The 14,379-nt window shown below is 44.4% G+C and carries 14 protein-coding genes; 10 read left to right on the forward strand and 4 right to left on the reverse strand.

The annotated features are described in order from the left end of the window. The first annotated feature begins 67 nt into the window (after positions 1-67). The 6 genes from AC1Q59_RS14860 (at position 68) to AC1Q59_RS14885 (ending at position 4,771) form a co-directional block, all read left to right on the forward strand. On the forward strand, positions 68-1,069 hold the full coding sequence (locus tag AC1Q59_RS14860; RefSeq protein ID WP_492366627.1) for a rod shape-determining protein: 1,002 nt from the start codon (positions 68-70) through the stop codon (positions 1,067-1,069). Positions 1,070-1,545: 476 nt separating this feature from the next. Next, positions 1,546-2,352, forward strand: coding sequence for a flagellar hook-basal body protein (locus AC1Q59_RS14865; RefSeq protein ID WP_492366628.1), 807 nt, complete (start codon positions 1,546-1,548; stop codon positions 2,350-2,352). 93 nt (positions 2,353-2,445) lie between these two features. Beyond that, positions 2,446-3,270: a flagellar hook-basal body protein gene (locus tag AC1Q59_RS14870; protein WP_492366629.1), complete on the forward strand. Its 825-nt coding sequence runs from the start codon at positions 2,446-2,448 to the stop codon at positions 3,268-3,270. A 119-nt stretch (positions 3,271-3,389) separates the two neighbouring features. Then, complete coding sequence (locus AC1Q59_RS14875; RefSeq protein WP_492366630.1) at positions 3,390-3,701, forward strand: DNA-directed RNA polymerase subunit beta; 312 nt, start codon at positions 3,390-3,392, stop codon at positions 3,699-3,701. 104 nt (positions 3,702-3,805) lie between these two features. Beyond that, positions 3,806-4,228 carry a 3-hydroxyacyl-ACP dehydratase FabZ gene (gene fabZ, locus AC1Q59_RS14880; protein ID WP_492366631.1) on the forward strand — a complete coding sequence of 141 codons (423 nt, stop codon included), beginning with the start codon at positions 3,806-3,808 and terminating at the stop codon, positions 4,226-4,228. Between the two features lie 240 nt (positions 4,229-4,468). Beyond that, positions 4,469-4,771 carry a hypothetical protein gene (locus AC1Q59_RS14885; protein WP_492366664.1) on the forward strand — a complete coding sequence of 101 codons (303 nt, stop codon included), beginning with the start codon at positions 4,469-4,471 and terminating at the stop codon, positions 4,769-4,771. 32 nt (positions 4,772-4,803) lie between these two features. Here AC1Q59_RS14885 and AC1Q59_RS14890 read toward each other — a convergent pair whose 3' ends face one another. After that, a complete protein-coding gene (locus tag AC1Q59_RS14890) occupies positions 4,804-5,241 on the reverse strand; it encodes a YwpF-like family protein (protein WP_492366632.1) in 438 nt (145 codons plus the stop codon). Positions 5,242-5,585: 344 nt separating this feature from the next. Between AC1Q59_RS14890 and ssb the strand changes: the two genes are divergently transcribed. Further along, on the forward strand, positions 5,586-5,945 hold the full coding sequence (gene ssb, locus AC1Q59_RS14895; protein ID WP_492366633.1) for a single-stranded DNA-binding protein: 360 nt from the start codon (positions 5,586-5,588) through the stop codon (positions 5,943-5,945). Positions 5,946-5,948: 3 nt separating this feature from the next. Beyond that, positions 5,949-6,137: a hypothetical protein gene (locus AC1Q59_RS14900; protein WP_492366634.1), complete on the forward strand. Its 189-nt coding sequence runs from the start codon at positions 5,949-5,951 to the stop codon at positions 6,135-6,137. A 276-nt stretch (positions 6,138-6,413) separates the two neighbouring features. On the opposite strand, the gene AC1Q59_RS14905 is transcribed toward AC1Q59_RS14900, so the two are convergent. Further along, a complete protein-coding gene (locus AC1Q59_RS14905; protein WP_492366635.1) occupies positions 6,414-6,812 on the reverse strand; it encodes a helix-turn-helix domain-containing protein in 399 nt (132 codons plus the stop codon). Between the two features lie 231 nt (positions 6,813-7,043). On the opposite strand from AC1Q59_RS14905, the gene AC1Q59_RS14910 reads away from it, so the two are divergent. Further along, entirely contained in the window at positions 7,044-7,454 is a 411-nt protein-coding gene (locus AC1Q59_RS14910; protein WP_492366636.1) for a hypothetical protein, read from the forward strand. Positions 7,455-7,518: 64 nt separating this feature from the next. On the opposite strand, the gene AC1Q59_RS14915 is transcribed toward AC1Q59_RS14910, so the two are convergent. Both AC1Q59_RS14915 and AC1Q59_RS14920 read right to left on the reverse strand, forming a co-directional pair. Continuing rightward, positions 7,519-10,329 carry a DEAD/DEAH box helicase gene (locus tag AC1Q59_RS14915; protein WP_492366637.1) on the reverse strand — a complete coding sequence of 937 codons (2,811 nt, stop codon included), beginning with the start codon at positions 10,327-10,329 and terminating at the stop codon, positions 7,519-7,521. After that, on the reverse strand, positions 10,322-11,962 hold the full coding sequence (locus AC1Q59_RS14920) for an SWIM zinc finger family protein (RefSeq protein ID WP_492366638.1): 1,641 nt from the start codon (positions 11,960-11,962) through the stop codon (positions 10,322-10,324). The genes AC1Q59_RS14915 and AC1Q59_RS14920 overlap by 8 nt, the downstream gene beginning before the upstream one ends. Positions 11,963-12,287: 325 nt before the next feature. Here AC1Q59_RS14920 and AC1Q59_RS14925 point away from each other — a divergent pair, with 325 nt between their 5' ends. After that, positions 12,288-13,520: an MFS transporter gene (locus AC1Q59_RS14925; RefSeq protein ID WP_492366639.1), complete on the forward strand. Its 1,233-nt coding sequence runs from the start codon at positions 12,288-12,290 to the stop codon at positions 13,518-13,520. The last annotated feature ends 859 nt before the right edge of the window (positions 13,521-14,379 follow it).

Here is a 14,379-nt window from a genome sequence, read left to right on the forward strand (position 1 = left end):
TTGATTGTGTTTGAGGAACCTATGGCGGACGGTGCTGGCCATTCGTACAAGGAGGAAAAGGATTAATATGTTTTCAAGAGATATCGGAATCGATTTAGGAACGGCCAATGTACTGATTCATGTGAAGGGCCGCGGGATTGTTTTAAATGAGCCATCAGTCGTTGCCATTGATAAAAATACAAACAGAGTATTAGCTGTTGGGGAAGAAGCACGCCGCATGGTTGGACGTACCCCGGGGAATATTGCAGCCATCCGTCCATTAAGAGATGGTGTTATTGCAGACTTTGATGTTACGGAAGCAATGCTGAAGCATTTTATTAATAAGCTGAATGTCAAAGGATTTTTATCCAAGCCCCGTATTTTGATTTGCTGTCCGACAAATATAACAAGTGTAGAGCAAAAGGCGATCAGAGAAGCTGCTGAAAAAAGCGGTGGCAAGAAGATTTATTTAGAAGAGGAGCCAAAAGTAGCTGCCATTGGAGCAGGAATGGACATCTTCCAGCCAAGCGGAAACATGGTTGTAGATATTGGCGGAGGTACAACGGATGTTGCTGTATTATCTATGGGTGATATCGTAACTTCCTCTTCCATCAAGATGGCTGGGGATGCCTTTGATAATGAAATTCTTCAGTATATCAAACGCGAATACAAGTTATTAATTGGTGAAAGAACAGCTGAAAATATTAAAACAAGCATCGGAACCGTTTTCCCAGGATCCAAGAGCGAGGAAATGGAGATTCGCGGCCGCGATATGGTTTCTGGTCTTCCAAGGACGATTACCGTTCGTTCAGAGGAAATCGAGCAGGCTTTAAGAGAATCAGTTGCGGTGATCGTACAGGCTGCTAAGAGCGTGCTTGAACGTACTCCTCCTGAACTATCTGCAGATATCATTGACCGCGGTGTGATTCTGACTGGTGGCGGCGCTCTGCTTCACGGCATTGACACACTGCTAGCTGAAGAACTAAAGGTTCCTGTATTAATCGCAGAAAACCCAATGGACTGTGTGGCGATTGGGACCGGCATCATGCTTGATAACATTGATAAGCTTCCAAGACGTAAACTTGGCTAACTAGAAGGCTCGCCTTTTTCTCGAGGCGGGCTTTATTTTTGGAGTTGGGTGCGGTAGAAAGGCCCTTTAAGCGCATCATCGGGTCATGAAGGACAAAGTGACCTGGTTTTACGGGGAAGAAGTCCATCATGGGGTTTATGAAGGACAAAGCGAACCGGTTTTTCGGGGAAGAAGTCCATCATAGGGTCTATGAAGGACAAAGTGACCTGGTTTTTAGAGGTAGAAGTCCATCAGGTCCTTTTATGAAGGACAAAGTAACTCGATTTTTCAAGGGAAAAGACCTTCATCAGGTTTATGAAGGCCAAGGCGAATCGGTTTTTCAAGAAAACAGACCTTCATCAATAATATGAAGGTAACATTGCAATCTTTTTCCAATAAAAGTATCCTTCATAACTGCCCTTCCCAATTTTCAGGATTTTTTTTATAATAAAGGTAATGTTAATTTGTTCGAAGATACATAAGAGAGGTGGATCTGTATGTTCAGGGGCTTTTATACAGCGGCATCTGGTATGCTGGCACAGCAGCGCAGGACGGAGATGCTTTCTAATAATATGGCAAACGCAAATACGCCGGGGTTTAAAGAAGACCAGTCTACATTGCGGGCTTTTCCAGAGATGCTATTACAGCATATCGATCAGCAAAAAGGGCTTAACGCACGTAAGAATCAGCAGGTGGGCACGCTGAATACGGGAGTGTATCTGCAGGAGGCGATCCCTGCTTTCAAGCAAGGTGACCTAAATGAAACGGGCCTGAAAACAGATCTTGCCCTCATTGATGTCATGATGCCTGAAAATTCCTCTGTCCTTTTTGCCGTGGCATCTCCCAATGGGCAGACCCAGTATACAAGAAACGGAAATTTCACCTTAGATGCTCAGGGATTTTTAACCACAGCGAGCGGACGGTTTGTTCTGGATGAGGGTGGAAATCCAATCCAGCTGTCAGGCGAGCAGTTTGTTATGAATGAAAATGGTACGATCACAGATGAAAGCGGGGAGACATTTAGAATCGGCGTTGGATTGACCGATAATGCCAACCGCCTGATAAAGCTCGGAGACGGGCTGTATCAGACTGAAGACGGTAATGCCCTGGATAATGCCTATAACGCTGGAAACGTCCAATTTAAGCTTCAGCAGGGCTTTCTGGAGCGGTCTAATGTTGATGTGTCTAAAACGATGACAGACATGCTCACGGCCTACAGAACCTTTGAGGCTAATCAAAAAGTGCTTCAGGCCTATGACCGCAGCATGGAGAAGGCTGCCAATGAAATTGGCCGGATTGGTTAATATCGAAAAAGGGATATTGGAGAAGCAAGTTCATATGTATAAAGGAACTGCCTCTTTTTTATAAAAAGATTGACCCGACTGGGGGAAACCGAAATGAATCGAACAATGATTACCGCAACTAATACATTAAACCAGCTGCAAAAACAGATGGATATTGTCAGCAATAATATGGCAAATATAGATACAACAGGCTTTAAACGCAGGGAAGCAAGCTTTACAGATCTTCTTGTGCAGCAGTTTCAAAATCAGACAGATGCTGCTTCTGAAGCAAACCGCCTAACACCAAACGGCATTCGCCAGGGGGTGGGTGCTAAAACTGCCCAATCTAAAATGGTTGGAACTCAGGGTAGCCTGAAAACTACTGGCCGTCCGCTTGACTTTGCTTTTACAAAAGAAGGCCAATATTTTCGGGTATTAGAACAAAATGAAACAGAATCAGCGATCCGTTATACAAGAGATGGCGCGTTCTACTTATCGCCAATTTCTGAAGATGAAAATATGCTTGTAACGGCAAAGGGCAATCCTGTTCTGGACGAGGAAAACAATCCAATCATTTTTAGTGAGCAGGTAAAAAGTTTCACGCTCAGCAATAAGGGGCAATTGACTGCCGAATTGAATGACGGGGAGACAGAGGCTTATAATCTTGGCATTACATTGGTGAAAAATCCCCAATTCCTTGAAGCGAAGGGAGATAATCTGTTTGCTATTTCCGAAGGGGCATCAGAAGAGGTCTTCATGGATTTAATAGATGACCTGCGCAGCCAAGCTTCCATAGAGCAAAATACCTTAGAACAATCTAACGTAGAGCTGGCAAAAGAAATGACTGAATTGGTTAATCTTCAGCGTGCCTATCAGTTCCAGTCAAGGTCTATATCACTGGCCGATCAAATGATGGGCCTTGTCAATGGGATTAGATAAAGCGAAACTTCAAGAAGCGGGAGATATCCCTGCTGATTGTTAGTTGACCAAATCGGACATTTGCAGGCAGCTAAACTTTTATTGTCGGTAAATGTGGGCTAAAAAGGGGAAATATAATCATGTCTTCAAACAACACACAGCAAGAAGAAGCGAAAGCAAAAACGAGAGAGCAAGTGAAAAATGAAGCGGCCAAAACTCGCGAACAGGTGAAGCAAGAGCGGCGTGAAAAAAGAGAAAAAGCCCAAAACCGCCGTGTTCGTGTCCGGATTCTCCCTATTTGGCTGCGGATTGTTATTATTGCGGGTTTGATTTGCCTGAGCACGCTTGCTGGTGCTGCTGTTGGATACAGTATGATGGGCAATGGGAAGGTGATGGATATTTTCAAATCATCCACATGGACTCATATTATTGATTTAGTGGAAAAAGAATAAGCGGGAGAGGGTTCATGCCCTTTCCCTTTTTTATTTTTGCCGAAAAGCTCTTTTTTAAGTAAAATGAAGAAGATATAACCTATTATTAGGAGGAGGTACTAAAAATGCTAGATATTACACAAATTAAAGAGATCATTCCACACCGTTATCCATTTTTGCTTGTTGATAAAATTCTTGAGGTTGAAGAAGGACAGAGAGCGATTGGCATTAAAAATGTAACGGCTAATGAAGAATTTTTTAATGGACATTTTCCAGAGTATCCGGTTATGCCTGGGGTGCTGATTGTCGAAGCGCTTGCACAGGTTGGAGCGGTGGCCATGCTGATAAAAGAAGAAAATCGCGGACGCCTTGCTTTTTTCGCTGGAATTGACAATTGCCGGTTTAAAAGACAGGTAAAGCCCGGCGATCAATTGCGTCTAGAGGTGGAGATTATCCGCTTAAAGGGGCCGATCGGCAAAGGAAAAGCTATAGCAACCGTTGATGGAGAAGTTGCTTGTCAAGCGGAAATTACCTTTGCATTAAAGTAGTACATAAATGATTTCCTGTTTTTAGAATTTGTTTATCACTGGGATGGGCATTTTTTAAAAAAACATGCAAAAAGCTGGCATTTAACGTGCTGGCTTTGTTTTTTTCTGCAAGATGTCTGGGATTTTGGGAACATTAAAAGAGACCCATCACAAAAGGTCAACAAAATTTCTATGACTGGAAAGGAGTTTTTTCGGATGAAAAAGCTTTTAAGCATTTTAGGTGGATCCCTATTGTCTGCTATGTTATTAGTTGGGTGTGCTGCCAATGACAATAATCAGAACCCTCCTCCCGAAAATCCGGATGTCAATGATAACTTAGATAATGATTTAAACGGCGATAACAATAATAATGGCGTCAATGACAATAACGGAATGGATAACAATGGCGTCAACGACAACAACGGCGTTAATGATAATAACGGGATGAATAACGATGTCAACACACCAAACGATAAGGACCCAGCAGTAGACAATAATGATCCTGGCGAGGACTTAATTGAAGACGACCTTGACAGGAAAGATAAAGATAATAACGATCAATAATAAAAAAATGGACAGGAAATATTTCCTGTCCATTACTCATTGTTGCTGGCTGCTGTATATTTTGGCGTTCCGCGGGTGAGTTTTTTGAATTCGTTAAAAAGCTTCTCTCCATCAAGGCCTTGGTTTATCAGCTTCTTCAAGACAATTTCTGCATAATCATTATTCGTTTTTTTCAGCTTTCCCTCAAACAAAATGCTGATATGGTTCTCCAGCTCTTTAATGGTAATGATTTTTGTCTCGAAAGCAGCGGGGCTATTTTCTTTTTTGGTGATAACGACCTGAAGGATGATCTCTCCGTTTTTCTTTGCAAGCTGCTGGAAATACGCATCATAAGACTTTTCAATAAAGGCTTCAATCAGCCAAGTGCTCTGAGCATTCTCCTGACTAATAATCAAACCGTCCACGAGATTGATATCAACTAACGAACCCTCTTCCACAACCTGTAAGGAAATCAGCTTAAACGTCTTCATTGCATCCTCCCGTTCCCATATATTTATCCAAATTATAACATACGCCAACATCGAAAAGAAAATGACGCGGTCACAGTAACGCATTAAACCACTGGGGGACACCTAATGCTTTAACGCACTAAAACGCTGGGGGACAGGCCCCCGCCGCTTTAATGCACTAAAACATATGAACAATGCGAAATTTACATTTTGATATGGTTTTTTAGTCATTAAGCTTATGTTTTTCTTTATAAATTGTCATTTTCTGCCCATTTTTACCTTAAAAAATCCATTTTTGTGCATTTTACTAATCTTCCCTTCAGCGTTTATGATGGTTACGAAATATCAAGCAGAGAGGTGATTATATGATCAATCAAGTAACATTGGTTGGCCGGCTGACGAAGGATCCCGAGCTTAAGAGGACATCTGAAGGAACGCCGGTGACAAATGTAACAGTTGCTGTCAACAGAGGTTTCAAAAACCAGAAGGGAGAAATTGAGGCTGATTTTGTCCAGTGCACTCTTTGGAAGAAAACAGCCGAAAATACTTCACGTTTTTGCAAAAAGGGCTCATTGATTGGGATTACAGGAAGAATTCAGACCAGGCATTACGACAATCAGGAAGGCACAAGGGTGTATGTAACCGAAGTATGGGCTGATTCTGTGAGATTTCTTGAAAAGAAAAAGCCTGAGGAAGCAATGGCTTCGGCTGCAGCACAGGCGTAGGTGATGAAGACATCGATGGAGAGGGAAAAAGAATTAGAGAGCCTAATCGAAGCGCTAATCCGCATGCTTGGAAAGTCAAATGAACGGTTGAACAACTTAGAAAAACGAGTGAACCAATTGGAATGGATCGTCCGTGAGATGGTCATGTATGAGTGTAAACCGGATAAGAACCCTGCTGTTTTTGCCAATTAATCTTCTCAAAATGTCCGCATATTACCTGCTAACTTTCCCCATTAGAAAGAATCAATGGTATCCCCAGCATCCTCATTTCGCCGGCGCAGCAGCATTGCGCCGGTTTTTTAGTGCTTTAACGTAACGGGGGCCTGACCCCCACCGGTTTAAAGCGTTAACGCACCGGGGGCCTGACCCCCATCGGTTTAAAGCGTTAACGCACCGGGGGACAGGCCCCGCTCATTTAATGCAATAAAGCAATCTTTTACACGCTAGCTTGGATGCACCAACATGTTGTCAGCGTTTTTTCATGATTTGCATTTGGGCTTGGAAGAGCTGGATTGCGAGTTTTTGGGTTTTTTCGTCGAGGTTGTATAGCTCGAGCAAGGCCTTTTTTAGGTCGGGTGATTGGTCTACAAGCTGTTTGATCAGGTCCATGTCGTGGTCGAAGTTGTTTTCATTTAGCACATAGGGCTGTGATGGGGCTGGGACGGATTCTCCAAGTTCACTGATGAGCTCAGATGCATCAATTTTATAGATGCTTGCCAGCTGGTTCAGTGCCTGGTAGGATGGGGTGATTTGCCCACTTTCGTATTTGCTGATTGTTGTACGATGGACATTCATTAAATTAGCGACAAATCTCTGGCTCCAATTGCGCTCGTCCCGCAGCTGCTTGAGTTTATCTGATAGTACCATCCTTTACACCGCCGTTTACTTGTTTTCCTTTAAATTAACGAGAAAACCAGACGAAAGGGCGATGTGTTCCCTTTAATCACACTATTGTGAGTGAATGGTAGTCACATGCGAGGGGAACAACGAACTTTTTGTATATGTAGGTCTATGGACATAGGAGGAATTGCGTCAAATTATGTCGAATTATAGTTTCCGGGGGATAAATTATATCCTAATGATGAAGGGGGATGGCGTATGTCATCAGAAGATGGAAATGAAATTTTAGGTTCTTTTTATTTTAAGCCTGATGGGGTCAATGAAGTGGAGCTCAATATTAAATACAAACCAGGTTTCCTTGATGCACTGCAGCTTATTTGCGAAAAGGATTCCCAGCAGTATCGAAAGGTTCCGCTTATGAGAAATACTTCTTTGATCTTTCAGTATACAGATGGCAATAGTAAAAAGCTCATCCGCTACAAAATCGATCTTGAAAAGAATACAATCCAAATTAAAGATGGCGAAAAGGATGCGGGGAACCGGCATTTTTCCTGTTTTTTAATCGGTGATGGAAAACGGATCTCTTACATGGTGAACAAACCAAACACAAAAGACAAAACGGCGTCCATAAACAAACCGCACAGCCTTGACGGACACGAGGAATTGTAGCAATAACGATAAAAATGGCTTGACTCCCCAATGTTTGCAAGGAGCCAAGCCTTTTGAAAGTGATTCACAGACTCAAATTCACGAGATCTCTCAGGTCATCTGTTGATAATTCTGTAATCCAGTTTTCACTTTGGATAATCTGTTCATTTAGTGCCTGCTTTTTCTCCAGCATCGCATCGATTTTTTCCTCTAGTGTTCCTGTACATATTAATTTATGAACGTGAACAAAGCGTTTCTGCCCAATGCGGTAGGCGCGGTCTGTCGCCTGGTTTTCGACAGCAGGGTTCCACCAGCGGTCATAGTGAATGACATGATTGGCTGCGGTCAAATTCAATCCCGTTCCGCCAGCTTTCAATGATAGTAGAAATACTGGGAATTCGCGATTTTGAAAGCTTTCAATCATCCGATCCCGCTCATTTTTCGGCACACTTCCATTTAAAAACGGAACATCCAGACCGTATTTCTTTTTCAGGGTTTGGCGAATCATATTTCCCATTTCAATATACTGGGTAAAGATCAAGCAACTTTCTTCCTGTTCCAACACAGACTCAATCAGCTCGCTCAATTTCTCCAGCTTAGAAGAACGCGTAAGCATCTGCGAAGGCTTCGATTCCTTTAAATAAAGGGCAGGGTGGTCGCAAAGCTGCTTTAACCGGCTCAGCATTTGTAAAATAAGCCCTCGGCGTTCAAAAGTAGAAAGCTTATCAATCTGATCAAAGGTATCCTGTACAAGCTGTTCATATAAGGAGGCCTGTTCGGCCGTCAGCGGGCAGTATTCCTTTTGTTCCAGCTTATCTGGCAGATTCAAGGCAACTTCTTCATCCTTTTTCGTACGGCGAAGCAGGAAGGGGCGAATCAGCGCTTGGAGCTGCTGCACTCTTTCCTTGTTGTCTTCCTTTTCAATCGGAAGTACAAATCTCTTCTGAAACTGGCCCATGCTGCCAAGATAGCCGCGGTTGGTAAAATCAAATATTGACCAAAGCTCGGACAGCCGGTTTTCCATTGGCGTACCGGTCAAAGCAATGTGATGCTTTCCTTTGAGTCTGCGCACAGCGCGTGATTGCTTCGTTTGGGCATTCTTAATATTTTGTGCCTCATCAATACAAATCGAGCTCCACTCAACATGTTCAAAATCATCAACATCCATATGTGTAAGCCCATAAGTAGTAAGGACAATATCCGCTGACGATGTCCGTTCAATAAACGCTCCCTCTTTCGGGCGATTCGAGCCGTAATGCAGGTAGAGCTTAAGCTCAGGGGCAAACCGCTCCAGTTCCTTTTGCCAGTTGCCCAGCACGGAGGTAGGGCAGATAATCAGCGAAGGACCGCTATCTTTCTCCTGTTCCTTTACTTTTAAAAGATAAGAAATCAGCTGAATTGTTTTTCCAAGCCCCATATCATCGGCCAGGCAGGCGCCAAATCCATACTTTCGCAAAAACAGCATCCAGCTCATGCCAAGCTGCTGATACGGGCGAAGCTCCCCATAGAAATCAGCAGGCGGCTCTTCAAGAGGGACGTCCTTCGTATCTCGTAGCTGCTTTATCATCTGCTTCCATTGGCGATTCAGCTCAATTTGGATGCGCGCGAAGGCCTTTTGATTTTCAAGCTCCTCTTCAGAAGGGTCCCCATCGGACAGAAGCTCCTGTTCAATCAGGTCACGGACATGGAGGCCTTCCTTTTCTGCTCGCTTCATTAAATCCTGGATCTGGTGGATGAATCCGGGATCCAGCTTGATCCAACGGCCGCGAATGTAGACAAGCCGTCGCTTTTCTTCAACAAGCTTTTGAAACTCATCCTCAGACAGGTCGACACCATTCATCGAAATGCGCCAGTCATAATCAAGCATTGCCTGCAGACCGACGAATGACGGGCGATGACTCGCTGACTGGCTTTTTAGCTTAGCCTTTACGCGTAAATTTGCGTTCTTCATTGCTTGCCACCAAGATGGAAGCAAAATTTCCACACCCAGTGAAAGCAGCGTTTCACTCGCTTCTGTTAAAAAAGTCCACGCCTCATCCTCTGTCAGCCTTTCTGCAATTCCATGGTTGCCGCGGAGCCATGGGTAGACATTAAGCCATCTATCTTGTTCCTTTAGAACCGCATCCTCATATTTTTTCCAGCCGCGCGGGTAATTGGCGTGGTCCTTCCAATCAACAAGGATATCAGGCTGCTTTTTGGACCGGAGAAAAATTCCGAGCTCCCATTGGCCATCGATATCTGCAGGTTCCTCTAATTTCAGCCCGATGGAAAAAGGAACGTCATTTTCCTTCAAGCCCATCCATTCCTGCCAGCTTGCCTCATCAAAATAGGCCGCCAAATCCCGGGGAGAGACCTGGTTATTTCGTATCACGCTTAGTTTTTCGCCAAATGCTTTCCTCATCTGGCTGTTGCGCTGCAAGTAGGAATCGAGCGCCTGGTCAAACCAATTCTGCACAAAGGCTTTCGTCTCTTCCTGCTCCCAAAACGATGGATCGAACTCATGGGTCACCCTTTCCGGGAGCCTCCAGCGGAATTGATTATCCTCCCACGCTGAAAAATCCGGAATCCATTCCTTTTCCGTTACCGCTTCATAGATGGGGGGAGCCGCAGATAGGCAGATTTGCGCCATATCATCCCAGTCCCACTCGATGAGCTGGTTGAATTGCTCCCTTGCAAAAAGCGTCGCCAGCTCCCAGCCGCTGATCGGCAAATCCGTATCATCGACAATTTGTTTTCGATCAAAAAGGGTGCCGTAAAAGCTTTCTTTATGGCGGTGGAAAAGGATGGGGATCCAATAGTCAGGGTCCAATAAAGAGGAGTCCGCATCTTCCACTGAAAGATAAAATTTCTCATTTTCATTTTTTACATTCACTTTTAAATAGCTAGTTTTAAGCATTGATTAGCTTACCCCTTCTGCATTCTTCGTGGAAAGCGCGAAGCCTTTTTGTCTGTCCCAGGAGCGCTTCCAGGTAGAACTCCCAGTCATCCTGGCGCTTGAGCTTTTTGTACAGGGTGCGAAGCTTTTTCATTTTCCGCACAGCCTCGCGATAGTGGTCCCGTCCCTTGTGAGCAATATGATTATGAACAGCCTGATGGTAGAGCGGCAGAAGCAGGGCTGGGTTTTCTTTTTCAATCACCTTCACGCGTCCGCTGCCTAAATAGTCAATATCATTGCCCATAATTGCCTGCAGGTCGAGCCATTTATCATATTCCTGATTGTCAAAAAGTGTATATTCATATTCGGTATAACTGTACGGCAGCATCTCCACGAGGGCCGTTTCGTACAGATCCGCCCGATTGGCTTCCGTGCAGTATGGCTTAATCGTCTTGGTGACAAATCTCATGTAATTGAGCTTGGCGTAATAATCATCCGAAAGGGACAGATAATCTTTGATTTTCTTTATGTACTCTTCGGTATACGGACCCATTCGCTCCCACTCTTTGTTTGCTGTGAATTGATTCAGCCAGAGCGGAAAATAGGGAACCTGCATCGTATCAGGTACAGATAAAAGGTCCAGTGCCTTTTTGTCTTCGCGTAGGGTGATGTATTGATGAACGAGTCCCATGATGATAGGAAACGATCTATTTTCGGTTCTTAAAAGTTTTTTCACTTCTTCGGCGGACCAATCCTTTTTTTTGAAAAATTTTGTCCATAAGAGGCGGTAGAGCTGAGTACGTTCGAATTCAATGGCGAATTCCGCTGTCAGCAGAGCCGTGGAATCGTCTTTTAGTTTTTCAATAAATTCGTCAAAAGCAAAGGGAAGGGACTGGACTGACAGCTTATTCATGACGTTCTCTGTCTCATCCATGATCCTTTGGAAAATCTGATTATAATACCGATTCACCATCTCGCTGTTATGCCCAAGCTTGCTGCTAAGCTCCATCAGTTTTTTAAAGCTAAAAATATTTCCGACAAGGTGGTAGAGATGTTTCCATTCCTGTTCGTACGGGGCACCCGCTTTCCATTTTCTTGAGTATACCTGGTACAGATCAGGAATCATGTACGGAGCGGGATTCTTGATGCCATTCATGATCGTGTCAAAGCTTTCAGCAAAAGAAGAAATCCACCGGTCATAATCAGGCTTTTGCTGGGCAGTTTTCAGTAAATCTGAAGCCCTTAGCAGTCCCAACTCCTTTGCCTTTTTAAGGCCGACTTCCTTTGCTGCTTTTCTTTCCTTTATCGGAAGGCGCCACTCATCCACCCAATCAGACACACTTTGTGCCTTTGAAAGAAGCTCAAAAAACACAGCCATCCGATGGCGGCAAAATCCCTCTAGCGGACAGGAGCATTCGCTTAAATTGATAAATTCAAGATCAAGCTTCACCTTCGCTGGCGTCACGTCCTGGACAACGCCTAAAACCGAATCGCTTTCAAAACGAAGCTGGTACACAAGCCCCTGTCTATACAGCATCAGCCCTTTTTGCACCAGCCGCTCATCCTCCGGCTCCTCAGTCCGAAGCATGCCCTTAAGCTCCAGTGCGGCAAACTCAAGCGGCTCATGCAGCCGTTCAGGAATCATCGAATCCATAACCACCCCTCCTTTTCAAATTAGTCCATTCCATTATTATACCATTTTTTAATCAACAGAGGGAGGCGAAGGGGCAAGTGGACAGGGGGACAGGCACCTTGTCCTGTGAAGAAGCGCAGAGGGTGGGTGGACAGAGGGACAGGCACTCTGTCCCGTGAAACGTGGAAGGAAGGGGCACCGTGTCCCATGAAACAAGATGACGGTTCACTTGCCCGCACATCCAACTAAAATTTGTCATAAATTTTGTCCAAAACCTATAATCATCAGATAAAAGGTGGTATAGTAAAATTTAAAATATTCTAAAAACATTTTCAGGAAGAAACAGGTGAAAAATTTGGGCGCAATTGCATCAATCACACACAGTCATGAGAAATATACCTTTCGTGATGCCGGTTTTAAAAAAATCATCATTGCTTTAACTGCTGCTTCTATCATTAACTTTGCCAATCTCTATTTTGTTCAGCCGATCACTCCTTTATTGGCCCGCACTTATTCCGTCAGCTCCGCAACAGCTGGGCTGTCTATCTCCGCTGCTGTTATTTCTATGGTTATTGGACTATTATTTTTCAGCTTTCTATCAGATCGGGTTGGAAGAATTCCGATTATGCACATCACATTGCTTTGCACGCTTGTGCCGTTGGCTGTGATGCCGCTTGTGCATAGCTTTGAGCTCTTCTTGGTTCTCCGTTTTATCCAGGGGATTTTTATGGCCGGCTTGCCGGCAGCTGCCATTGCTTATATCAGTGATGAGGTAGATTCAAAAAGTGTCGGACTTGGCATTACGATGTATATAGCGGCAAATGCGATTGGAGGAACAATTGGGCGAATTTTTGTTGGGACAATTGCGGACGTAACCAGCCTGCAAACTTCCCTGTTTGCCTTACTCGCTCTGGAGGCTGTTTTATTTGTCATTTACTTTTTGATATTGCCAAAGTCGTATTTCTTTGCGCCGAGCGAACGCTCGATGAAAAATGACTTGGCAGGCATGTTCTCCCATGTGGGGAATACTATGCTCATTCCAGCCTTTCTCATGGGGATCCTCCTGCAGTTTTCGTTTACAGGCGTCTGGACATTCCTGCCGTTCTATCTTGAAAAAGAACCGTTTCATTTAAGTGTCTCAAATATATCTTTTACCTATCTGGCCTATTTTGCAGGGACCACTGGGGCAATGGTAGCGGGCCGGATTTCGATTCATGTGAAAAAAACAACGATTGTTTCGGTTGGAATCATTATCTTAATTTGCGGAACGCTGATGACCAACATTCAATCGCTTGGGATGGTGATTGTGGGTCTCTGCTTGGTCTGCTTGGGATTTTTCGTGTCGCATTCCATCATGGCCGCTATTGTTAATGAGCGGGCCACCCATCATAAAGCAGGTGCATCTAGCTTGTATCTAGTATGCTATTACATCGGCGTCGCCACGGGCGGTACCCTTGTCGGGCATATTTGGGAGTCTGTTGGCTGGTTTGCTGTAACGGCAATTTCGCTGCTGGTCATACCGTTTGCGGTTATTACAGTTAGGCAAGGTGGGAGAAAGCTCGGGAAGCGTGTGGGATAATGGGGTTTTGTTGAATTGTGGAAATAGCAGGGCGGATGGGGGATATTCGTTGGCCTGCTATTTTTTTGTTGGTTGAGCGGGGGTGGTTCGGGTCGAGACGGGACGGGACGCATTTTGACAGGCTAGCTAGATTCCGAAGGAGAGTAGTTAGAAAAGGGGTCACATTTTGACAGGTTCGCTGGATTTTGAGGAAGAGTAGTCAGAAAAGGAGGTGGATTTTGACAGGTTGGCTAGATTTTGAGGGAGAGGAGTCAGGGAGAGATTCGTATTTTGACAGGTTCACAAGATTACGAGGGAGGGTAGTCAGAAACGAGTTGGCATTCTGACAGGTTCACAAGACTACGCGGGAGAGGAGTCAGAAACGAGTTGGCATTCTGACAGGTTCACAAGATTACGCGGGAGAGGAGTCAGAAAGAGATTCGTATTTTGACAGGTTCACAAGATTACGAGGGAGAGTTGTCAGAAAAGGGGCTGCATTTTGACAAGTTCGCAGGATTTTGAGGGAAAGGAGTCAGAAACGAGTTGGCATTCTGACAGGTTTACAAGATTACGAGGGAGAGGAGTCAGAAAGGGATTCGTATTTTGACAGGTTCACAAGATTCCGAGGGAGAGGAGTCAGAAAGAGATTCGTATTTTGACAGGTTCACAAGATTCCGAGGGAGGGTAGTCAGAAACGAGTTGGCATTCTGACAGGTTCACAAGACTACGCGGGAGAGGATTCAGAAAGGGATTCGCATTTTGACAGGTTCACAAGATTACGAGGAAGAGTAGTCAGAAAGGGGGCTGCATTTTGACAAGTTCGCAGGATTTTGAGGGAAAGGAGTCAGAAACGAGTTGGCATTCTGACAGGTTTACAAGA

It is taken from the genome of Cytobacillus sp. MT66 (assembly GCF_058792595.1).

Bases quoted from the DNA above. Each gene is read 5' to 3' on its own strand.
- AC1Q59_RS14860 (WP_492366627.1), top strand. From the start codon at position 68: ATGTTTTCAAGAGATATCGGAATCGATTTAGGAACGGCCAATGTACTG.
- AC1Q59_RS14865 (WP_492366628.1), top strand. From the start codon at position 1,546: ATGTTCAGGGGCTTTTATACAGCGGCATCTGGTATGCTGGCACAGCAG.
- AC1Q59_RS14870 (WP_492366629.1), top strand. From the start codon at position 2,446: ATGAATCGAACAATGATTACCGCAACTAATACATTAAACCAGCTGCAA.
- AC1Q59_RS14875 (WP_492366630.1), top strand. From the start codon at position 3,390: ATGTCTTCAAACAACACACAGCAAGAAGAAGCGAAAGCAAAAACGAGA.
- fabZ (WP_492366631.1), top strand. From the start codon at position 3,806: ATGCTAGATATTACACAAATTAAAGAGATCATTCCACACCGTTATCCA.
- AC1Q59_RS14885 (WP_492366664.1), top strand. From the start codon at position 4,469: ATGTTATTAGTTGGGTGTGCTGCCAATGACAATAATCAGAACCCTCCT.
- AC1Q59_RS14890 (WP_492366632.1), bottom strand. From the start codon at position 5,241: ATGAAGACGTTTAAGCTGATTTCCTTACAGGTTGTGGAAGAGGGTTCG.
- ssb (WP_492366633.1), top strand. From the start codon at position 5,586: ATGATCAATCAAGTAACATTGGTTGGCCGGCTGACGAAGGATCCCGAG.
- AC1Q59_RS14900 (WP_492366634.1), top strand. From the start codon at position 5,949: ATGAAGACATCGATGGAGAGGGAAAAAGAATTAGAGAGCCTAATCGAA.
- AC1Q59_RS14905 (WP_492366635.1), bottom strand. From the start codon at position 6,812: ATGGTACTATCAGATAAACTCAAGCAGCTGCGGGACGAGCGCAATTGG.
- AC1Q59_RS14910 (WP_492366636.1), top strand. From the start codon at position 7,044: ATGTCATCAGAAGATGGAAATGAAATTTTAGGTTCTTTTTATTTTAAG.
- AC1Q59_RS14915 (WP_492366637.1), bottom strand. From the start codon at position 10,329: ATGCTTAAAACTAGCTATTTAAAAGTGAATGTAAAAAATGAAAATGAG.
- AC1Q59_RS14920 (WP_492366638.1), bottom strand. From the start codon at position 11,962: ATGGATTCGATGATTCCTGAACGGCTGCATGAGCCGCTTGAGTTTGCC.